Here is a 19576-nt window from a genome sequence, read left to right as displayed (position 1 = left end):
GAAGAACCGTGTTCAACGCCCTTAATGCGGAAGATGCCCCGCAGCCACCCAAGGTCCTCACCACGCCTCTGGAAATCGCCGGCACCTTGCGGATGCTGCAAGAAAGCCATGACCCGCTGATCATCACCTTCCACGAACGCAGCCAACGCTTCCAGAGTTACCTGGTGGATGTCGACCGCGAGGGCGGCACCCTGGCCCTGGACGAAATGATCCCGCGTGACGGCGAACGCCACCTTGAAAACGGTGAGCCGTTCCGCATCGAAGGCTTCCACGACGGCGTGCGCGTTGCGTGGGAAAGCAACGGCGCCATGAGTATCAGCGAAAAGGATGGCCACCGCATCTACACCGGCAGCTTGCCCGACGAGGTGGTTTACCATCAGCGTCGCAACGCTTTCCGGGCCGCCTTGAAGCTGGCCCAACTGGTCAACATCGAACTGGGCGGCGAGAAACTCAAGGCGCCGATCAGTGGCAAATTGCTGGATATTTCCGCCACCGGCTGCAAACTGCGCTTTGAAGGCGATATTTCCGAGCGCCTGCAACTGGGCCAGGTCTACGACCGCTTCATCGCCGCCCTGCCCTTTGGCAGCATGACCACCTCGGTCGAGCTGCGTTACCTGCACTTCGAAGAGAAGATCAACACCACCTTCGCCGGCGTGCGCTTCCACAACATGAGTGGCCTGGTGCAGCGTCAGGTCGAGCGTTTCGTCTACCAGCTGCAACGCGAAGCACGCCGCTTCGATAAAGACGACGATTTTTAAAGCTTGGCGTCATAAAAAAAACGGGCAGATCCTGAGGGGATCTGCCCGTTTTTTGTTTTCAGGGGCGTGCCCTGCTCAAATCGTGGGGATGCTCGTCCGGGTCCAGCGGATCGACTGGCGTCTCGACCACCGGCTCATCAGCGGGAGACTCGGGCTCGATTTCAGGCTCCGGTTCAGGTACGGATACCTGCATCTGCTCCTGCACCACCTGTTCATCCACCCGCGGATCAAGGGCAGCCACCAACGGCGAGCTGGACATGCTGTCGGGCATCGCCACGTGGTGCAAGGGTGCGTCGTCCACCTGGTGCAGGTTGGTCACGGCTTTTGGCCGGATACGCCATACCAGGATCAGCGCACACAGGCTGAAAAACGCGTACAGCATGTGGCTGCCAAACATCTTCATCACCACACCCGCCAGCAGCGGCCCGACACTGGCGCCGACGCCGTAGGTCACCAGCAACATGGCGGTGAGCGATACGCGACGATCGCCTTCCACATGGTCATTGGAGAACGCCACGGCCAGCGGGTACAGGCAGAACTGCACCAGGGAACACACGAAGCCTGCCACGAACAGCACTTCCAGCGGCACCTGGGTCATTACCGCCAAGGGCAACGCCGCCACCGCCAGGCACAACGCAAAGCAACGGATCAACAGCGCGCGGTCATAGCGGTCCGACAGCCAACCCAGCGGCCACTGCACCACCAGGCCGGCAAAAATGCAGCTACCCATGAACAGGCCCACCTGCTCTGTCGTCAGCCCTTGCTGAGAGGCATAGAGCGGCGCCAGGCCGTAGAACGAACCGACGATCAACCCGGCGCCCAGCACGGTACTCAGCGACTGCGGCACGCGCTTGATAAAGAAGCGCGGCTCCATCGGCGCCGGATGCAGGGGCGCCGGGTGAATGCGGCGAGTCATGGCCACCGGCACCAGGCACAAGGCAAAACACAGCGCGACCAGCATCAGCAACTCGAGGCCGAGCTGTGGGTGCATGACCAGGATCAGTTGACCGAGAACCAGCCCCAGGTAGGACGCGATCATATAGCCGCTGAACACCACGCCACGCTGCTTGGCGTCCGCCTGCTCGTTGAGCCAGCTCTCGATGACCATGTACTGGCACATCATCCCGAGGCCCACGATCGTACGCAGCACGATCCAGGCCGGCAGCCAATCGATCAGGCCATGGCCCAGCACCGCCGCCCCGACGATCCCGGCACAGGTGGCGTAGGCACGGATATGCCCGACCCGGCCAATCAGGCGATGCCCGATCTTGCCGCCCAGCACCAGGCCAAAGTAGTTGGCTGCCATCAACGCACCCACCCATAGGCTGTCGACATGATCGGCCGCCAGGCGCAGGGCCAGGTAAGTACTGAGCAGGCCGGAGCCGATCAGCATCATCAAGGAGGCGAAATAAAGGGCTCGAAAAGATTTCCAGATCTGGCGCATCGGCGTTCCGAGCGGCTCCTTGCGGTAAGAGACAGGGCTATCGGCATGATAGTCCGGGGTTGCAGGTTCCGGACAGGCGAAAGGCGCTGTTTCCGGGGATTATTTTGCTTCACGATTCAGACGCTGCCGGAGGGTATGCAAGGTACAGCGTTGCGAAAAATAGCCGGCGGCACCTGCTGTGAACCTCGATCGGCGGCAAGGTTCGACTGAAGTGTGAAAAGGCCCGGCGCGCACAAAAAAGCCCCGCCAGCAGGTGCTGTACGGGGCTTGTCTGTGAACTGCGAATCTGGTGTCCCAGGGCCGGTTCGAACGGCCAACCTTCCCCTTAGGAGGGGGATGCTCTATCCAATTGAGCTACTGGGACCAATGACATCCATCGGGCCAGGGGCGCTGCGACGGACGGCGTGCATGTTAACGGCCGAGGTAGGTTTTGTCATGTCGTCCGTTGGCTTTTTGAATGTAGGCCAATCCTTGCCTGATCCAATGCAGTTTCGGCCCGCAAACACGGGCACTTGGGCGCCATCGTGCAAAATGCACTCCCTCAAAATGCCAGCATTGCAAATTGCAACCTTCCAGCGTTTTAAAGTAGACTCAAGCCATTGATTTTATTGAAATAATAGATTGGCACGAGACCTGCAATACTTCTCCTACAAACCCCTTCAGCCACGGCGTTAAGCGGAGAACATGACCATGAACAGTGCCCTTCTGTTAGCCCTCAACACCGTAGCCCTGGCTGCACTGGTGATGTTTCATTTCCAATCGACCGGCAGCAACGACCCGGCCCAGATCAGCCAGGCGGTGCCACACCATCTGCAGCAACGTCCGCAATTGGCGGTGATGACACCCAACGCGCAATCGCCAGTGCGCCTGACCCAAGGCACCGAAGCGGCGCCTGCCTCCGAACACTGGGTTTTCTGAGGAAACAACTGATGACCAAATCTGCCTGGCTGTTCCTGTGCTTGACCGTCGCCACTGGCATCCTGGGTCTGGGTGCCGAGTCCCAGGACGGGCAAACCACCGCCTTTGTTGCGGCTGGCATCTGCGCAAGCCTGCTGCTGCTGACGCTCATCGTCGGCCGCAAAATCAAGTTTGACCCGGTGCTTCGCTAACCCCCTCTCGCATCACCCCCACGCCTACCTTATGTCGCCTCGTCCTAGTAAATCGGCAGATTGCCACTAGTCTTAAAGATAAGGGCAAAAGGCCACTTTGCTATACGATGTGCGGCCTTAAACCCTGTGGTGGCCTGGACTTACGGGAAGTTCCCTGGCGGGATCACTCGTGCAGAAGTTTTCCAACCAGTCCGCAAAAATGCAAATGAGTGCTGGCATAAAGCCTTTAGGCAGTTCAATATTTGTCACAGAATTGACGCCAAGGAAATGTCAAATCTGAGGCATGATGCGGCCTCTTTGCAATTAGGGTTGAACTTTGGTCGTGAGTCTTGTCTTAACACTCATCTTGCGGCCAATTCCAAAAACCGCTCCCCTGAACTAACCGGTTAAATATATGCGCCCATTGAAACAGGCAATTTATTCCAGCCGTACGGCTGACAAGTTCGTCGTACGTCTGCCAGACGGAATGCGGGAACGCATTGCCGAGGTGGCTCGCAATCATCACCGCAGCATGAACTCCGAAATCATCGCGCGCCTGGAACAGAGCCTCATTCAGGAAGGTGCGTTGGGCGACGAGTTGAGCATGCGCCTGGACAGCCCCGAGCTGTCGCTGCACGAACGCGAACTGCTGCAGCGTTTTCGTCAGCTCTCCCACCGCCAGCAAAATGCTCTCGTCTCGCTTATCGCGCACGACGTTGAGGCGGCCGCAGAAGCCAATTAAGTTACAAATGAAAGCCGAAGCCAGCCATGTGCTGGCTTTTTTTTGCCTGGAATTTGTGCAGGAGCCCGCTTGGTGGCGATTCAGGCGATGCGGCCTGTGAAGGCAATCGCTGGCACGCCAGCTCCTACAGGGGAGCCGGCGTGCCTTGGAGGATCAGAGCAGGAAGATTGTTGCCAGGCCCAGGAAGATGAAGAAGCCACCACTGTCGGTCATGGCGGTAATCATCACGCTCGCCCCCATCGCAGGGTCGCGCCCCAGGCGTGCCAGGGTCATGGGGATCAACACCCCCATCAACGCAGCCAGCAGCAGGTTGAGAGTCATGGCAGCAGTCATCACCACGCCCAGCGACCAACTGCCATACAGCAAGTAAGCGACGATACCGATCACGCCGCCCCACACCACGCCATTGATCAGCGCCACGGCGAGCTCCTTGCGCATCAGCCGCGAGGTGTTACCGGTATTGACCTGGTCGAGCGCCATGGCGCGTACGATCATGGTGATGGTCTGGTTGCCGGAGTTGCCACCAATCCCCGCCACGATCGGCATCAATGCCGCCAAAGCTACCAACTTCTCGATAGAGCCCTCAAACAGCCCGATCACGCGCGACGCGATGAAGGCCGTAATCAGGTTGACGGCCAGCCAGGCCCAGCGGTTGCGCAACGAACGCCAGACTGACGCAAAAATATCTTCCTCTTCACGCAGACCCGCCATGTTGAGGACTTCGGTTTCGCTCTCTTCACGAATCAGGTCGACCATTTCATCGATGGTCAGACGGCCGATCAGCTTGCCGTTCTTGTCGACCACTGGAGCTGAGATCAAGTCATAACGCTCGAACGCCTGCGCGGCGTCATAGGCGTCTTCGTCCGGGTGAAAGCTCACCGGGTCGCTGGCCATCACATCGGCAACTTTCTTCTCGGGGTCGTTGACCAGCAGGCGCTTGATCGGCAACACGCCCTTGAGGATGCCTTCGTAGTCGACCACAAACAATTTGTCGGTATGGCCAGGCAGCTCTTTCAACCGGCGCAGGTAGCGCAGGACGACTTCCAGGCTGACGTCTTCGCGGATGGTGACCATCTCGAAGTCCATCAGGGCGCCGACCTGATCCTCGTCATAGGACAACGCGGAGCGCACGCGCTCACGCTGCTGGCCATCGAGGGCTTCCATCAGCTCATGGACAACATCACGGGGCAGCTCAGGGGCCAGGTCGGCCAACTCATCAGCGTCCATCTCCTTGGCCGCAGCCAGGAGCTCGTGATCGTCCATGTCGGCGATCAGGGTTTCACGGACCGAGTCGGAGACTTCAAGCAGGATGTCGCCGTCGCGGTCGGCCTTGACCAACTGCCAGAGGGTCAGTCGATCATCCAGCGGCAAGGCTTCGAGAATATAGGCGACGTCGGCGGAGTGCAGGTCATCGAGCTTGCGTTGCAGCTCGACGAGGTTTTGCCGGTGGACCAGGTTTTCAACGCGGTCGCGATTCGGGCCATCCTGGCGGTGCGTGAGTTCTTCGACCACACGCTGGCGCTGCAACAGCTCGATGACTTGAGCCAGGCGATCCTGCAGGCTTTCTTGAGTTTTCTTTACTTCTACTTCGGTCATAGGCGAACTCCACTCCCAGCAGCGGGGCACGCCGGAAGGATCAATCAGTCAATTCATGATTGGTAAAACGGGGTACTGAGTAACTACTGGGTAAGTCCATGGAGGTATTCCACAAGCCCCGGCGGGGCTGACGGGCGCAATGATACACCGTGCGCTCGCTTTTAACGTTAAAAAACTGGAAAGAACAAGCGCTTGCGAGCCAAAGCTGAGCATTGGCCGCATCTATGAACTGCGACGACGCAGCCCGGAAGGAAAACACAGGAAGCAGCAGAAAAAGATAAAATCCGACACAAATCCCACACGGCAAAAAGCCCGCACTAGGCGGGCTTTTTGTTTGTATGGTGCACTCGACAGGATTCGAACCTGTGACCGCTCGGTTCGTAGCCGAGTACTCTATCCAGCTGAGCTACGAGTGCAGATTGTGTTTTTAGACCAGATCACAACTGGTTGAAACCGAGCTACCTGCATTGCTGCAACTAACTCTTAAATGGTGCACTCGACAGGATTCGAACCTGTGACCGCTCGGTTCGTAGCCGAGTACTCTATCCAGCTGAGCTACGAGTGCATTTGTTGCCGCGCATTATAGGCCGTTCAATCTCTATGTAAAGCTATTTTTTCGTTTAGTTTCAACAACTTAGTGAAAAAACCAGATTGCAACGTACTAAGCAAATAATGGCGGAGAACGGGGGATTCGAACCCCCGACACCCTTTTGAGGTGTACTCCCTTAGCAGGGGAGCGCCTTCGGCCACTCGGCCAGCTCTCCGCAACACGGGGCGTATATTAACCACGTTCATCCCCGTTTGCAAACATAAAAAACGATAAAAATTAAAGGCTTGGTTCTTCGTCCTTCTCTTTCTTGATCCGCAGGTAAATTTCCTCGCGGTGTACCGCTACCTCTTTCGGAGCGTTAACCCCGATACGCACTTGATTGCCTTTGACGCCGAGCACGGTCACGGTGATTTCGCCATCACCGATAATCAGGCTTTCTGCGCACCGACGAGTCAGAATCAGCATACCTTTCTCCTCACGCATTTCAGTTCAGGAACAACAGTCTGCAAAAAAAAGGCGTTCGACCTACGACCTGACAGCCATAGCCCTAACGACCTAAGTATTGTCGAGCGCACACAAAAGACCATGCGCCCTACAAAAAAATGAAAGGCGCGGTAACCGCGCCTTCCTGGCAGTGCATCACTCGCCCTGTCGGGCCGGAGCGTCCAGCTCAAAAGCGGTGTGCAGCGCGCGTACAGCCAGTTCCAGGTACTTCTCTTCGATCACCACCGAGACTTTGATTTCCGAGGTGGAGATCATCTGGATGTTGATGCTTTCCTTGGCCAGGGCCTCGAACATGCGGCTGGCAACGCCGGCATGGGAACGCATGCCCACGCCCACGATCGACACCTTGGCAATCTTGGTATCGCCAACCACTTCGCGAGCGCCAATCTCTTTGGCCGTGTTCTGCAGGATCCGCTCCGCCGCATCGTACTCGTTGCGGTGCACGGTGAACGTGAAATCGGTGGTGTTATCGTGCGAAACGTTCTGCACGATCATGTCGACTTCAATGTTCGCGCCGCTGATAGGGCCCAGGATCTTGAACGCCACGCCCGGGGTGTCTGGCACGCCACGGATCGTCAGCTTGGCTTCATCGCGGTTGAAAGCGATGCCGGAAATGATCGGCTGTTCCATGGATTCCTCTTCATCAATAGTAATGAGGGTGCCCGGACCCTCTTTGAAGCTGTGCAATACGCGCAGCGGAACGTTGTACTTGCCGGCGAATTCCACCGCACGGATCTGCAGCACCTTGGAACCGAGGCTGGCCATTTCCAGCATCTCTTCGAAGGTAATCTTGTCCAGGCGCTGGGCCACGGACACCACACGCGGGTCGGTTGTGTAAACGCCGTCCACATCGGTGTAGATCTGGCACTCATCGGCCTTCAGGGCCGCTGCCAACGCCACGCCGGTGGTGTCCGAACCGCCACGCCCGAGGGTGGTGATGTTGCCCTGCTCGTCCACACCCTGGAAGCCCGCTACAACTACCACGCGGCCGGCTTTCAGATCACTGCGAATTTTCTGATCGTCAATCTGCAGGATGCGCGCCTTGGTGTGCGCGCTGTCGGTGAGGATGCGCACCTGGCTGCCCGTGTAGGACACCGCTGGCACGCCACGCTTGTTCAGCGCCATGGCCAACAGGGCGATGGTCACCTGCTCGCCGGTGGACACGATCACATCCAGCTCACGCGGCAGCGGTTGCTGGTCGCCACTGATTGCCTTGGCCAGATCGATCAGGCGATTGGTCTCGCCGCTCATGGCCGACAGCACCACCACCAGGTCATCGCCGGCGTCGCGGAATTTCTTAACCTTGTCGGCCACCTGCTCGATTCTTTCGACAGAGCCGACCGAGGTGCCTCCAAATTTCTGTACGATCAAAGCCATTTCCAAGCCGCCTCAGCCCGTAAAGGGGCGCCTATTATCCAATCCATCCGCACTGCACCCGCCCGCGACTAGACCACGGGCGGGTTAACAGCGCCTTAAATACCTGCCTCGACAAACGGCACGGTCAGGGCCAGGGCCGCGTCCAGGGCATCGGCGTCTACACCACCGCCTTGCGCCATGTCCGGACGACCACCGCCCTTCCCGCCCACCGCCGCGGCGGCTTGCTTCATCAAATCACCGGCCTTGAGTTGGCCAGTCAGGTCCTTGGTTACACCCGCAACCAGAACGACCTTATCCTCATGGACACTGCCGAGCAGGATCACTGCGCGGCCGAGCTTGTTCTTCAACTGATCGACCAGCGCCAACAGCGCCTTGCCGTCCTGACCGTCCAGGCGTGCGGCCAGCACTTTCACATCCTTGACGTCCACGGCAGCGGCCGACAGATCGTCGCCCGCAGCACTGGCGGCCTTGGCCTGCAACTGCTCCAGCTGTTTCTCCAGTGCACGGTTGCGCTCCAGCACGGCGGACAGCTTGTCGATCAGGTTGTCGCGGCTGCCCTTGACCAGGGTGGCCGCTTCCTTGAGTTGTTCTTCAGCCGCATTGAGGTAGGCCAGGGCCGCAGCACCGGTTACCGCCTCGATGCGGCGCACGCCCGAGGCCACGCCGCCTTCGCTGATGATTTTCAGCAGGCCGATGTCGCCGGTACGGTTGGCGTGAATACCGCCACACAGCTCCACCGAGAAACTGCCGCCCATGCTCAGCACGCGCACGTTGTCGCCATATTTTTCGCCGAACAGCGCCATGGCGCCCTTGGCCTTGGCGGTCTCGATGTCGGTTTCTTCGGTTTCCACCGGGCTGTTCTTGCGAATCTCGGCGTTGACGATGTCTTCCAGGGCCTTGATCTGTTCAGGCTTGATCGCTTCAAAGTGGCTGAAGTCGAAGCGCAGGCGCTGACTGTCGACCAGCGAACCCTTCTGCTGAACGTGCTCGCCCAATACCTGGCGCAGCGCGGCGTGCAGCAGGTGGGTCGCCGAGTGGTTCAACGAGGTCGCGTGGCGCACGTCGGCGTCCACCTGGGTTTCCACCGGCGCACCGACGGTCAGGTTGCCCGAGGCCAGCACGCCGTGGTGCAGGAAGGCGCCGCCAGTCTTGGTGGTGTCACGCACGTCAAAACGGCCGTTCGCCGCGCTGAGGAAACCGCAGTCGCCAATCTGGCCACCGGATTCGGCGTAGAACGGCGTCTGGTCGAGCACGACCACGCCCTCGTCACCTTCATTCAACACGTCGACCGACTGACCTTCCTTATACAGGGCAACCACTTTGGCCGCGCCACTGGTGGCCTTGTAGCCGGTGAACTCGGTGGCCACGTCAACCTTGACCAGGCTGTTGTAGTCCATGCCGAACGAGCTGGCGGAACGTGCACGCACACGTTGGGCTTCCATCTCGCGCTCGAAACCTGCCTCGTCGAGGGTCAGGTTGCGCTCACGGGCGATGTCGCCAGTCAGGTCCATCGGGAAACCGTAGGTGTCGTAGAGCTTGAACACCACGTCGCCCGGCACCACGGTGCCCTGCAGGTTGGCGAGGTCTTGCTCGAGGATTTTCAGGCCCTGCTCCAGGGTCTTGGCGAATTGCTCTTCTTCGGCCTTGAGCACGCGCTCGATGTGCGCCTGGTTCTGCTTGAGTTCCGGGAACGCATCGCCCATCTCGGCGACCAGGGCCGCGACGATCTGATAGAAGAAGCTGCCGCTGGCGCCCAACTTGTTGCCGTGACGGCAGGCGCGACGAATGATGCGACGCAGCACGTAGCCACGGCCTTCGTTGGACGGCAGCACGCCGTCGGCAATCAGGAAGCCACAGGAACGGATATGGTCCGCCACCACTTTGAGCGATGCCTGCTCTTCATTGGCGCAACCGATCGCCTTGGCGGCAGCCGCCAGCAGGCTCTGGAACAGGTCGATTTCGTAGTTGGAATGAACGTGCTGCATCACCGCACTGATCCGCTCCAGGCCCATGCCGGTGTCTACCGACGGCGCTGGCAGCGGATGCAACACGCCGTCGGCGGTGCGGTTGAACTGCATGAACACGTTGTTCCAGATCTCGATGTAACGGTCGCCATCTTCCTCTGGCGAGCCCGGTGGGCCACCCCAGATGTCGGCGCCGTGGTCGTAGAAGATCTCGGTGCACGGGCCGCACGGGCCGGTATCGCCCATGGTCCAGAAGTTGTCGGAGGCGTACGGTGCGCCTTTGTTGTCGCCGATACGCACCATGCGCTCGGCCGGCACGCCGACTTCCTTGGTCCAGATGTCGTAGGCTTCGTCATCGCTGGCGTAGACGGTGACCCAAAGCTTTTCCTTCGGCAGTTTCAACACGCCGGTAAGGAAGGTCCAGGCGAAGTTGATCGCGTCTTGCTTGAAATAATCGCCAAAGCTGAAGTTGCCGAGCATTTCGAAAAAGGTGTGGTGACGGGCGGTGTAGCCGACGTTTTCCAGGTCGTTGTGCTTACCACCGGCGCGCACGCACTTCTGGCTGCTGACGGCGCGGGTGTAGGCGCGCTTTTCCTGGCCCAGGAAGCAGTCCTTGAACTGGTTCATCCCCGCGTTAGTGAACAGCAGGGTGGGGTCATTGCCTGGGATCAAGGAGCTGGAGGCGACACGGGTGTGACCTTGCTCTTCGAAGAAGCGAAGGAAGGCTTCACGGATTTCTGCGCTTTTCATTAGGTTCTTCCACGGAGGCTGCGGCCAAAGGCCAGTGCGCAACATCATCAGACGAAGCGACGGCAAAGGGCCGCATTATATCGGCCCTTTGCCGGTGGTACAGCGTGTTTATGCGATAGAGCGGCTCAATTAGACGGTCTGCACGGTCATTTGCGTGAGAATTCGACGAATGTCTCCAGCACTTGCTCGATCTGCGCCCGGCTGACGTCCAGGTGCGTGACCATGCGCAAGCGCGGTGCGGCGCTCAATTTGATCCCGCGCTCGGCGGCAAACGCCTTCAAGGCCTGGGCGCGATCGCCGATCTGCACGTAGACCATGTTGGTCTGCACCGGCTCCACTGCATAACCGGCGTTGCGCAACGCCTCTCCCAGCCACTGGGCATTGGCGTGGTCGTCGGCCAGGCGTGCGACCTGGTGATCCAGGGCATACAGCCCTGCCGCCGCCAGTGAGCCGGCCTGGCGCATGCCGCCGCCGACCATCTTGCGCAGTCGCCGGGCCTTGGCGATCAGCGCCGTGGAACCGCACAACACCGAGCCGATCGGCGCGCCAAGGCCCTTGGACAGGCACACCGACACCGAGTCGAAATGCTGGGCGATCTCGCGCGCATCCACCCCAAGCTTGACGGCCGCGTTGTACAGGCGCGCGCCGTCCAGATGCAGCGCCAGACCGTGTTCGCGGGTAAACGCCCGCGCTTTCGCCAGGTACGCCAGCGGCAGCACCTTGCCTTGCATGGTGTTTTCCAAGGCCAACAGCCGGGTGCGCGCGAAGTGGAAATCGTCGGGCTTGATCGCTTCCAGCACCTGGGCAAGGTCCAGCGAGCCGTCCGCCTGCACTTCCAGCGGCTGTGGCTGGATCGAACCGAGCACGGCGGCGCCACCGCCCTCGTATTTGTAGGTGTGGGCCTGCTGACCGACGATGTATTCCTCGCCGCGTTCACAGTGGGCCATCAACGCCAGCAGGTTGCTCATGGTGCCGGTGGGCACGAACAACGCCGCGGCAAACCCCAGGCGCTTGGCCAGTTCGGCTTCCAGGCGATTGACGCTGGGGTCTTCACCGTAGACGTCGTCGCCACTGACGGCATGGGCCATCGCGTCGAGCATGCCGGGGGTGGGTTGGGTCACGGTGTCGCTGCGCAGGTCGATCACAGACATGAAGCACGCCTCTCAAGGGTTGAGTAAGTTCCTTTTGTGGATGATTACTGCGGGCAAAGCCGCGGAATATCAAGCCCCATGCATCTTCAATCGAATACCAACCAAACAAACCGATATAGCTTATCGACACGGCAATCGTGCAGTTTCTGAAAAACCATGTTAAAAACTCTCCGCCGCCAGGGTTCTGGCGGCAACGTTCTCAGGGCGGGGTGCAATTCCCCACCGGCGGTAATTGCACGCAATGTGCATAGCCCGCGAGCGCTTGGCGCCTCGAACTGCTCACGCAGGACGGCGACAAGGTCAGCAGACCCGGTGTGATCCCGGGGCCGACGGTCATAGTCCGGATGAAGAGAGAACGGGATTGGCACCTGAGGGCCGAACGCTGACCGCATGCCTGCATGCCGCAGCCGTCCGTACCCTTAAATCCCATTCGATTCATAACGCCCTGTTTTTTTCTTAAACAGGAGTCAGAACATGCAACCCACCGCAATCGACAGCAAAAGCAAAAACCATCACGGCGAGCGCGTCGCGTTTATCCAGGCCTGCTGGCACAAGGATATTGTCGACCAATCGCGCAAAGGCTTCCTCGCCGAAATGATCGCCCAGGGCTACCAGGAATCGGATATCGATTTCTTCGAAGTCGGCGGCGCCTTTGAAATGCCCCTGCACGCCAAGCTGCTGGCCAAGACCGGCCGCTACGCCGGTATCGTTGCCGCTGCGCTGGTGGTGGACGGCGGCATCTACCGTCACGAGTTCGTCGCCCAGTCAGTGGTCAGCGGCCTGATGCAAGTGCAGCTGGAAACCGAAGTGCCGGTGTTCTCGGTGTCCCTGACCCCGCACCACTTCCACGCGGGCAGCGAGCACCACACCTTCTTCTACGAGCACTTCGTGCACAAGGGCCAGGAAGCCGCACGTACCTGTGCCGACACCCTGCACAAAGTACGCGCGATCCGTCGCAGCGAGCCGCGTGCTGTAGCCGTCTAAGCCACACCCCAGCCCAGCCTCAGCGCTGGGCTTGTGTAGGAGCTGGCTTGTGTGGGAGCTGGCTTGCCTGCGATAGGATCAACTCGGTCTGCCAGTTGAACCGAGTTAACCCTATCGCAGGCAAGCCAGCTCCTGCATTTGGATCCCGGCAAGCCTCGGGATTCAGGCCAGGCCCGCATCCGAGGTGGGCACAATCAATATCCCTGCCCGCAAACCATTCTTCACCTTCGGGTTGGGGAAGATGATACGCGCCCCCTCCTCCTCGATGACCCAACGAGTATTGGCCACGTCCTCGGCCAGCAGATACCCCTTCGCCAACGGCGAAAAGTTCTCCACGTCCGCCGGCAAGTGCAGCAGGAAGGCATCGCTGTGCTTGATCACTTCGCGCGACACCGCGAACAGCTGCAGGCCGTCGAGGCTGTCGGTCTCGGGCTCATTGCCCTCGATGATCTGCTTCAGACGCGTCTCCAGGCGGGACACGTCCACGCCCTGGTTCTGCCCGAACGGCCGCGCCTTGCCCAATTCCAGGGTGAAGGCTTCGGCGTCCAGTTGCTCGTAGGTAAACGCGGTGAAAGTGATCGAAGTCTTGTTCTGCAGCAGCACCGCCTGCATGCCGGCAGCGTTGAGGCGCGCCAGTTCGTGACGTGAATGCTGGCGCCCGTCCTTCCACGGGTACAGGGCAAACTGCTCGATCTTCGAGCCGCGAATGGCGGTGTGCAGGTCGTAATGTAGGCGCGAACGACCGGGCTGGTTGAAGAAGCTGCGGGCCAGTTGCTCAAGCTCGGCAGCACGCATGGCTTCCGGGCCGATGTTTTGCTCATGGCGGCCGTTGAACAGCCGGTTGACGTCCAGTTCAAGGTAACGCTCCCCGCGACGCATGGCCTCGGGGTTGCCGAACAGGAACAGAATACGGGTGCGGGGCTTGATCTCCCCACGAGCGATGCCATGCAACAGGCGGTCGAGCAGTTCGATCGGCGCGGTTTCGTTGCCATGGATGCCCGACGACAGCAGCAGGTCGCTGCCGTTGTCCTTCGCTTGCGGTGGACGCACTTCGAGCGCGCCCTCGCTGAGCCAGCGCATCTGCACGCCGTCGACAGTCAGTTGAATTTTTTGCGCCGGTTCACGACCGGCGAGGGTCAGTTCAAGCAGTTTGCCGAGGGCGAGCATACGCAGCTTCCTTAGTGGTTGCAGCCAGGACCGTGGACGTGATCGTCGTCATCACCTTCAACGTCGGCCGGTTCCATTTCCAGTTGCAGGCTCATCAGGTTGGTGGCCAGCGGACGCATCAGCAGGTTGGCGTACTCGGCGTCGCCTTCTTCCACGTCCACACCGATCAGCAGTTGGCCACGGCCGTCGTGCTGGATCCAGATTTCCTTGCCCTGCCAGACCACGGCGACGCGGGTGCAGGAGGTTTCCAGCTGGGTGCCGTCGGTGTCTTCAAGAATCAGTTTCAGGGTGTCGGTGGTCATAAAGTAGCTCTCAGCATTGGGCGTAAAAGAAGGTGGCGTTAATTGATCTGGAAAGGATAAACCGCGCCCAGTTTAAGGATTTGCGTCAGTTCATCCAATGCCGTCCGGCACTCCAGCAACAATTGCGGGTCAGCCAGGTCGGTTTCGCGCAGGCTGTCGCGGTAGTGCTTGTTCACCCATTGGGTCAGGGTGTCGTACAACGGCGCGGTCATGATAACGCCTGGGTTCACCGCCGCCAGCTCGGTTTCGTTCAACGCCACGCGCAAGCGCAGGCAGGCCGGGCCACCGCCGTTCTGCATGCTCTGCTTGAGGTCGAAGACCTTCACTTCGCGGATCAGCCCACCTGACGCCGTGAGGTTTTGCAGGTACTGCCACACGCGTTCGTTGGCACGGCACTCTTCCGGCACGATCAGCAGCATCGAACCGTCGGCGCGGGTCAGCAACTGGCTGTTGAACAGGTAGGAACGCACCGCGTCCTCGACGCTGACCTGGGCGCGCGGCACGCAGACCGACTGGAAGTTGCCGCCCAATTTGCCCAACTTGCCTTGCAGTTCGCCAAGCATCTGCTCGGTATTGAGGAAGGCATCCTCGTGATAGAACAGCACCTCGCCGTTACCCACCGCGATCACGTCGTTGTGGAACACGCCGGCATCGATCACCGCCGGGTTCTGCTGGGCGTAGACCACGCCTTCATCCTTCAGGCCGTGCAGGCGTGCAACCGCCTGGGAGGCTTCGAGGGTCTGGCGCGCCGGGTACTTCTGCGGGGCCGGATAGCGGGTGTCGAACGCACTGCGGCCGAACACGAAAAACTCCACGCCGGCTTCGCCATACTCACGGCAGAAACGCGTGTGGTTGGCAGCGCCTTCGTCGCCGAACTGCGCCACCGCCGGCAGCGCGGCGTGATGGGCGAAGTGTTGCGCATCGGCAAACATCGCCCCCAGCACGCGGCTGGTGGTCGGGTGTTCGATGCTGCGGTGGTACTTGCAGTTGAGGTTGGCGGCGGTGAAATGCACGCGGCCATCCGCCGTGTCGGCGCTCGGGCTGACGGTGGCGGCGTTGGCCACCCACATGCTCGACGCCGAGCAACTGGCGACCAGCAGCGGCATCGCGTGCTTGGCGGCCTGCTGGATAACCTGGGCATCGGTGCCGCTGAACCCCAGGTTGCGCAAGGCGGCCACGTCAGGACGTTCCTGCGGCGCCAGCACACCTTGCACAAAGCCCATGTCCATCAGGGCCTTCATTTTCTGCAGCCCCTGCAACGCCGCTTCCTTCGGGTTCGAAGACTGCTGGCTGTTGCTCTGGGATGCGACGTTGCCGTAGGACAAACCGCCGTAGTTATGGGTCGGCCCCACTAGACCGTCAAAATTGACTTCATAGGATTTCATCGGCGAGGCTCCACGAACATCTGTATTTTTATAGGCATCAAGTGCAGATCTGTATCTGTTAACCCGATCAAGTGTGGGAGCTGGCTTGCCTGCGATGCGGGCAACTCGGTCATGCAGATACACCGAGGTGATGCCTTCGCAGGCAAGCCAGCTCCCACATTAGATCGGTGTCACTTTCACTTAAGCGTTACGCCTGGGGTCAGCGACGCAGGCAACACCAGGCTCGGGGTCTCAAGGGAGGCCACCGGGTACGCACAATAATCTGCCGCGTAATACGCACTGGCGCGGTGGTTGCCCGACGCCCCTACCCCGCCGAACGGCGCGGTGCTGGCGGCGCCGGTCAGTTGTTTGTTCCAGTTGACGATACCGGCGCGGCTTTCCAGCCAGAACTGCTGGTAGCGCGCTTCGGAATCCGACAACAAACCAGCGGCCAGGCCGTACTGGGTGTTGTTGGCCTCGGCAATCGCGCCAGCAAAATCAGCGTAGCGGATCACCTGCAACAGCGGGCCGAACAGTTCTTCATCCTCGCGTTCGGTCACGCCAGTCACGTCGATGATGCCCGGCGTCAGCAGTGCAGCCTGATCCTGGGGCTGAGTCATTTCCAGCAGCGCCACGGCGCCATTGGCCAACATCAGTTCCTGGGCGTCCATCAAGGCTTTCGCTGCGCCCAGGGAGATGACCGAGCCCATGAACGGCGCAGGCTGCTGGTCGAACGCGCCGACGGCAATCGTCGAGCTGACGGCCACCAACCGCGCCAACAGGGCATCGCCCCAGGCACCTTCCGGCACCAGCAGGCGACGCGCACAGGTGCAGCGCTGGCCGGCCGAGATGAACGCCGACTGAATAATGGTGTAGACCGCCGCATCAACGTCGGCCACTTCGTCGACCACCAGCGGGTTGTTGCCGCCCATTTCCAGCGCCAGGATCTTGTCCGGGCGACCGCAGAACTGCTGGTGCAGGTGATTGCCGGTGCGACTGGAACCGGTAAAGAACAGGCCGTCGATCCCCGGATTGGCCGCCAGGGCGATCCCGGTTTCGCGTGCGCCCTGCAGCAGGTTCAACACGCCTGCCGGCAGGCCGGCGTCGATCCAGCACTGCACCGTCAGCTCGGCGACTTTCGGGGTCAGCTCGCTCGGCTTGAACAGCACGGTATTGCCCGCCAGCAGCGCCGGGACGATATGCCCGTTCGGCAAGTGCCCCGGGAAGTTGTAGGGGCCAAACACCGCCACCACGCCATGCGGCTTGTGCCGCAGCACAGCGGTGGCGTCGCCCAGCGGGCCGCTCTTCTCGCCGGTACGCTCGCGGTAGCTTTGCACCGAGATCGCGATCTTGTTGGCCATGCTGGTGACTTCAGTGGCCGATTCCCACAACGGCTTGCCGGTTTCCTCACCGATACAGCGGGCGATTTCGTCGGCGCGGCTTTTCAGGGTCGCGGCGAAGGCCTCGAGCACGCTGATGCGTTCTTCCAGCGGACGCCGGGCCCAGCCCGGAAATGCCTGGCGCGCAGCCTGCACGGCAGACTCGACCTGCTCGGCGGTGGCGCCATTGCCGGCCCACAGCACTTGCTGGGTCACCGGGTTGCGCGATTCAAACAGTTCACCCTGGCCGGCCAGCCAGCTACCTGCGATATACAGCGAATTCATTACTTGGACTCCCGGGCAGCAGACAACGGAACAGCACGCACTTGATCACCCACCACCAGTTGCAGGCGCTTGGCGGTCTGCGGATCGACCACCAGCGTACCTGCCGCCAGACGGGCCGGAGCGGCGGTGATACGGCACTCCTCGCGCTTGCGGTTATGAATCAGGAACGGCGTAGCGTCGTCACCTGGCGTGCCGATGGCCAACACCAGCGACTGGCTGTCACGCACGGCACGGATCTTGGTGGTCTCACACTCCACCGCCGGGCCAGCGTCGAAGATATCGACATAGCCCTGGTAGCTGAAACCCTCGCTCTTGAGCATGCTCAACGCCGGTTCGGTATCGGGGTGAACCTTACCGATCACATTGCGCGCGTCCTCGGAAAGGAAGCAGCTGTACAGCGGAAATTTCGGCATCAGCTCGGCGATAAAGGCCTTGTTGCCCACGCCGGTAAGGTAGTCAGCCTGGCTGAATTCCATCTTGAAGAAGTGCCGGCCCAGGCTCTCCCAAAACGGCGAACGCCCGGCATCGTTGGATACGCCGCGCATCTCGGCAATGATCTTGTTGCCGAACAGCTGTGGGAATTCGGCGATAAACAGCAAGCGCGCCTTGGCCAGCATGCGGCCGTTGAGGCCGTTGCGGTAATCGGCGTGCAGGAACAACGAGCACAGCTCGGAGTTGCCAGTGAGGTCGTTGGCCAGAAACAGCGTCGGAATCTCACGGTAGATATTCAGCTCCTGGGATGCACTGACGGTCAGGCCGACCCGGAAGTTGTACCAGGGCTCGCGCAGGCCGACCGCGCCGGCGATGGCGGAAATACCCACCACGCGGCCTTCGTCGTTTTCGAGCACGAACAGGTAGTCGGCATCGCCGCGCCCGGCGTCGCCGCGAAAGGTTTTTTCCGCCCAGCCAACCCGGTGGGTCAGGCGCTCTTCGTTGGCCGGCAAGGTGGTGAGGCCGGTGCCGGTGCTGCGCGCCAGATCAATCAGGGCCGGTAAATCGCTGCTGCGTACGGGACGAACGATCATGCTATCTCCTCGAACGGGCCGCTGTTGTCAGCCACCCGCGAAACTCTATTTAAACCGCTACCAGGCGCACGCTCGCGCCTTCGCCAACGCCCAATGCTTCGGCCGCTGCCAGGTCCAGGGTCACCGGTTTGCCGGGCGCGTAGTCCAGCTCCAGCATCACCGCGCGGTAGTCCTGCAATTGCGCGTTGCTCACCAGGTACTGACGGCCAACGCCCTTGACCATCTCACCGATCTTCACCGGCACCACGCGGCTCTGGGCAATCGAGCGAATCCCCGACACCCGCGCGTGCAGCGTCGGGCCGCCGTCGAAGATGTCGATGTAGTGATCGGTCTCGAAGCCTTCGCGCATCAGGATGTCGAAGGTGATCTGCGCTCGCGGGTGGACCTGGCCCATGGCTTCCTGGGCTTCGTCCGGCAACAGCGGCACATAGATCGGGTAATGCGGCATCAGCTCGGCGAGGAAGGTGCGGCTTTTCAGCCCGCACAGGCGCTCGGCGGCGGCGTAGTTAAGGTCGAAGAAGTTGCGACCGATGGCGTCCCAGAACGGCGAGTCACCGTTCTCGTCGCTGTAACCGACAATCTCGGTCACCACCGAATCGGCAAAGCGCTCGGGGTGGCTGGCGACGAACAACAGGCGGCCACGGGAATTGAGTTCCGACCACGGCGAACCGACCAGTTCCGGCACCACGTAGAAACTGGTGAGCAGGCTGTTGCCGGTGAGGTCGTGGCATTGGGAAAGCACGTGGATCTTGTTGTGGATCTTCAACTCGCGGGAAGCGTGCACGAAGGTTTCGTTACGGAAGCTGTAGAACGGCTCCGAGTAACCGGCCGAGGCGACGATGGCCGAGCAACCGGCGAGCTTGCCGGTCTCGGTGTCTTCGAGCACGAAGAAATAGCTTTCTTCACCGTTGAAACTCACCTCGGCAGCGAAGGACGCTTCGCTGGCGGCGATCTTGTCGCTGAGGCGTTCGACATCATCCGGCAAGGAGGTGACACCAATCGGGCTGTCCGCAGCCAGACGCTGTACCTCGCCCAGATCAGCCATTTGCGCGGGGCGCATCACCAGCATGGTGTCACTCCTTAACTCGAAAAACTCACAGGAAAAAATGCCAGGCACGGTCTTGAAACCAGTGAGGTCAAGTGGGG

Annotated in this window: 17 protein-coding genes, 4 tRNA genes and 1 riboswitch; of the genes, 5 read left to right on the top strand and 16 right to left on the bottom strand. The window is 60.6% G+C overall.

Annotated features, from left to right (window positions below):
• Positions 1-8 precede the first annotated feature (8 nt).
• Positions 9-758, top strand: a complete 750-nt coding sequence (locus NTD80_RS09845) for a flagellar brake protein (RefSeq protein WP_106802848.1) — start codon at positions 9-11, stop codon at positions 756-758.
• Positions 759-816: 58 nt separating this feature from the next.
• On the opposite strand, the gene NTD80_RS09840 is transcribed toward NTD80_RS09845, so the two are convergent.
• Together NTD80_RS09840 and NTD80_RS09835 are read right to left on the bottom strand one after the other, a co-directional pair.
• Positions 817-2202 (bottom strand): MFS transporter, encoded by a 1386-nt coding sequence (locus NTD80_RS09840; RefSeq protein ID WP_262133366.1) that lies wholly within the window; start codon positions 2200-2202, stop codon positions 817-819.
• Between the two features lie 287 nt (positions 2203-2489).
• A tRNA-Arg gene (locus NTD80_RS09835) sits at positions 2490-2566 on the bottom strand.
• Positions 2567-2892: 326 nt separating this feature from the next.
• Between NTD80_RS09835 and NTD80_RS09830 the strand changes: the two genes are divergently transcribed.
• The 3 genes from NTD80_RS09830 (at position 2893) to NTD80_RS09820 (ending at position 4032) form a co-directional block, all read left to right on the top strand.
• Positions 2893-3120: a hypothetical protein gene (locus NTD80_RS09830; protein ID WP_262133365.1), complete on the top strand. Its 228-nt coding sequence runs from the start codon at positions 2893-2895 to the stop codon at positions 3118-3120.
• Positions 3121-3131: 11 nt separating this feature from the next.
• A complete protein-coding gene (locus tag NTD80_RS09825) occupies positions 3132-3311 on the top strand; it encodes a PA3371 family protein (RefSeq protein WP_106802844.1) in 180 nt (59 codons plus the stop codon).
• Between the two features lie 394 nt (positions 3312-3705).
• A complete protein-coding gene (locus tag NTD80_RS09820) occupies positions 3706-4032 on the top strand; it encodes an Arc family DNA-binding protein (protein WP_003175643.1) in 327 nt (108 codons plus the stop codon).
• 153 nt (positions 4033-4185) lie between these two features.
• Here NTD80_RS09820 and mgtE read toward each other — a convergent pair whose 3' ends face one another.
• The 8 genes from mgtE to ltaE form a co-directional block, all read right to left on the bottom strand.
• Entirely contained in the window at positions 4186-5628 is a 1443-nt protein-coding gene (gene mgtE / locus NTD80_RS09815; RefSeq protein WP_106802843.1) for a magnesium transporter, read from the bottom strand.
• 339 nt (positions 5629-5967) lie between these two features.
• Positions 5968-6044, bottom strand: a tRNA-Arg gene (locus NTD80_RS09810).
• Positions 6045-6116: 72 nt separating this feature from the next.
• Positions 6117-6193, bottom strand: a tRNA-Arg gene (locus NTD80_RS09805).
• A 108-nt stretch (positions 6194-6301) separates the two neighbouring features.
• Positions 6302-6392, bottom strand: a tRNA-Ser gene (locus tag NTD80_RS09800).
• A gap of 62 nt (positions 6393-6454) precedes the next feature.
• Positions 6455-6643, bottom strand: a complete 189-nt coding sequence (csrA, locus tag NTD80_RS09795) for a carbon storage regulator CsrA (protein ID WP_003175645.1) — start codon at positions 6641-6643, stop codon at positions 6455-6457.
• 174 nt (positions 6644-6817) lie between these two features.
• Positions 6818-8059, bottom strand: coding sequence for an aspartate kinase (locus NTD80_RS09790; RefSeq protein WP_065909223.1), 1242 nt, complete (start codon positions 8057-8059; stop codon positions 6818-6820).
• A gap of 95 nt (positions 8060-8154) precedes the next feature.
• On the bottom strand, positions 8155-10773 hold the full coding sequence (alaS, locus tag NTD80_RS09785; RefSeq protein WP_262133364.1) for an alanine--tRNA ligase: 2619 nt from the start codon (positions 10771-10773) through the stop codon (positions 8155-8157).
• Between the two features lie 146 nt (positions 10774-10919).
• Positions 10920-11924: a low-specificity L-threonine aldolase gene (ltaE, locus tag NTD80_RS09780; protein WP_262133363.1), complete on the bottom strand. Its 1005-nt coding sequence runs from the start codon at positions 11922-11924 to the stop codon at positions 10920-10922.
• A gap of 191 nt (positions 11925-12115) precedes the next feature.
• Positions 12116-12285, top strand: a riboswitch (FMN riboswitch).
• 113 nt (positions 12286-12398) lie between these two features.
• Here ltaE and NTD80_RS09775 point away from each other — a divergent pair.
• The gene (locus NTD80_RS09775) at positions 12399-12908 is read left to right on the top strand and encodes a 6,7-dimethyl-8-ribityllumazine synthase (protein WP_003233516.1); all 510 of its coding nucleotides are present in this window, start codon (positions 12399-12401) and stop codon (positions 12906-12908) included.
• 162 nt (positions 12909-13070) lie between these two features.
• On the opposite strand, the gene astE is transcribed toward NTD80_RS09775, so the two are convergent.
• From astE to aruF, 6 genes are all read right to left on the bottom strand, one after another.
• Complete coding sequence (gene astE, locus NTD80_RS09770) at positions 13071-14075, bottom strand: succinylglutamate desuccinylase (protein WP_262133362.1); 1005 nt, start codon at positions 14073-14075, stop codon at positions 13071-13073.
• Between the two features lie 11 nt (positions 14076-14086).
• A complete protein-coding gene (locus tag NTD80_RS09765) occupies positions 14087-14377 on the bottom strand; it encodes a hypothetical protein (RefSeq protein ID WP_003214319.1) in 291 nt (96 codons plus the stop codon).
• Positions 14378-14415: 38 nt separating this feature from the next.
• On the bottom strand, positions 14416-15762 hold the full coding sequence (astB, locus tag NTD80_RS09760; RefSeq protein WP_065909216.1) for an N-succinylarginine dihydrolase: 1347 nt from the start codon (positions 15760-15762) through the stop codon (positions 14416-14418).
• A 176-nt stretch (positions 15763-15938) separates the two neighbouring features.
• Positions 15939-17405 carry a succinylglutamate-semialdehyde dehydrogenase gene (gene astD, locus NTD80_RS09755; RefSeq protein WP_262133361.1) on the bottom strand — a complete coding sequence of 489 codons (1467 nt, stop codon included), beginning with the start codon at positions 17403-17405 and terminating at the stop codon, positions 15939-15941.
• A complete protein-coding gene (astA, locus tag NTD80_RS09750) occupies positions 17405-18430 on the bottom strand; it encodes an arginine N-succinyltransferase (RefSeq protein ID WP_065909213.1) in 1026 nt (341 codons plus the stop codon). The genes astD and astA overlap by 1 nt, the downstream gene beginning before the upstream one ends.
• A 49-nt stretch (positions 18431-18479) precedes the next feature.
• Positions 18480-19499 (bottom strand): arginine/ornithine succinyltransferase subunit alpha, encoded by a 1020-nt coding sequence (aruF, locus tag NTD80_RS09745; protein WP_003175655.1) that lies wholly within the window; start codon positions 19497-19499, stop codon positions 18480-18482.
• Positions 19500-19576: the final 77 nt, after the last annotated feature.

It is taken from the genome of Pseudomonas sp. 13B_2.1_Bac1, from assembly GCF_025466155.1.
GTDB lineage: Bacteria > Pseudomonadota > Gammaproteobacteria > Pseudomonadales > Pseudomonadaceae > Aquipseudomonas > Aquipseudomonas aylmerensis.
This window is presented reverse-complemented; position numbering and strand designations above follow the sequence as displayed.

Excerpts from the sequence above, each read along its gene's own strand:
- NTD80_RS09790 (WP_065909223.1), bottom strand. The coding sequence starts at position 8,059 with ATGGCTTTGATCGTACAGAAATTTGGAGGCACCTCGGTCGGCTCTGTC.
- mgtE (WP_106802843.1), bottom strand. The coding sequence starts at position 5,628 with ATGACCGAAGTAGAAGTAAAGAAAACTCAAGAAAGCCTGCAGGATCGC.
- csrA (WP_003175645.1), bottom strand. The coding sequence starts at position 6,643 with ATGCTGATTCTGACTCGTCGGTGCGCAGAAAGCCTGATTATCGGTGAT.
- astD (WP_262133361.1), bottom strand. The coding sequence starts at position 17,405 with ATGAATTCGCTGTATATCGCAGGTAGCTGGCTGGCCGGCCAGGGTGAA.
- aruF (WP_003175655.1), bottom strand. The coding sequence starts at position 19,499 with ATGCTGGTGATGCGCCCCGCGCAAATGGCTGATCTGGGCGAGGTACAG.
- astE (WP_262133362.1), bottom strand. The coding sequence starts at position 14,075 with ATGCTCGCCCTCGGCAAACTGCTTGAACTGACCCTCGCCGGTCGTGAA.
- NTD80_RS09765 (WP_003214319.1), bottom strand. The coding sequence starts at position 14,377 with ATGACCACCGACACCCTGAAACTGATTCTTGAAGACACCGACGGCACC.
- NTD80_RS09825 (WP_106802844.1), top strand. The coding sequence starts at position 3,132 with ATGACCAAATCTGCCTGGCTGTTCCTGTGCTTGACCGTCGCCACTGGC.
- alaS (WP_262133364.1), bottom strand. The coding sequence starts at position 10,773 with ATGAAAAGCGCAGAAATCCGTGAAGCCTTCCTTCGCTTCTTCGAAGAG.
- NTD80_RS09775 (WP_003233516.1), top strand. The coding sequence starts at position 12,399 with ATGCAACCCACCGCAATCGACAGCAAAAGCAAAAACCATCACGGCGAG.
- astA (WP_065909213.1), bottom strand. The coding sequence starts at position 18,430 with ATGATCGTTCGTCCCGTACGCAGCAGCGATTTACCGGCCCTGATTGAT.
- NTD80_RS09840 (WP_262133366.1), bottom strand. The coding sequence starts at position 2,202 with ATGCGCCAGATCTGGAAATCTTTTCGAGCCCTTTATTTCGCCTCCTTG.
- astB (WP_065909216.1), bottom strand. The coding sequence starts at position 15,762 with ATGAAATCCTATGAAGTCAATTTTGACGGTCTAGTGGGGCCGACCCAT.
- NTD80_RS09830 (WP_262133365.1), top strand. The coding sequence starts at position 2,893 with ATGAACAGTGCCCTTCTGTTAGCCCTCAACACCGTAGCCCTGGCTGCA.
- NTD80_RS09820 (WP_003175643.1), top strand. The coding sequence starts at position 3,706 with ATGCGCCCATTGAAACAGGCAATTTATTCCAGCCGTACGGCTGACAAG.
- ltaE (WP_262133363.1), bottom strand. The coding sequence starts at position 11,924 with ATGTCTGTGATCGACCTGCGCAGCGACACCGTGACCCAACCCACCCCC.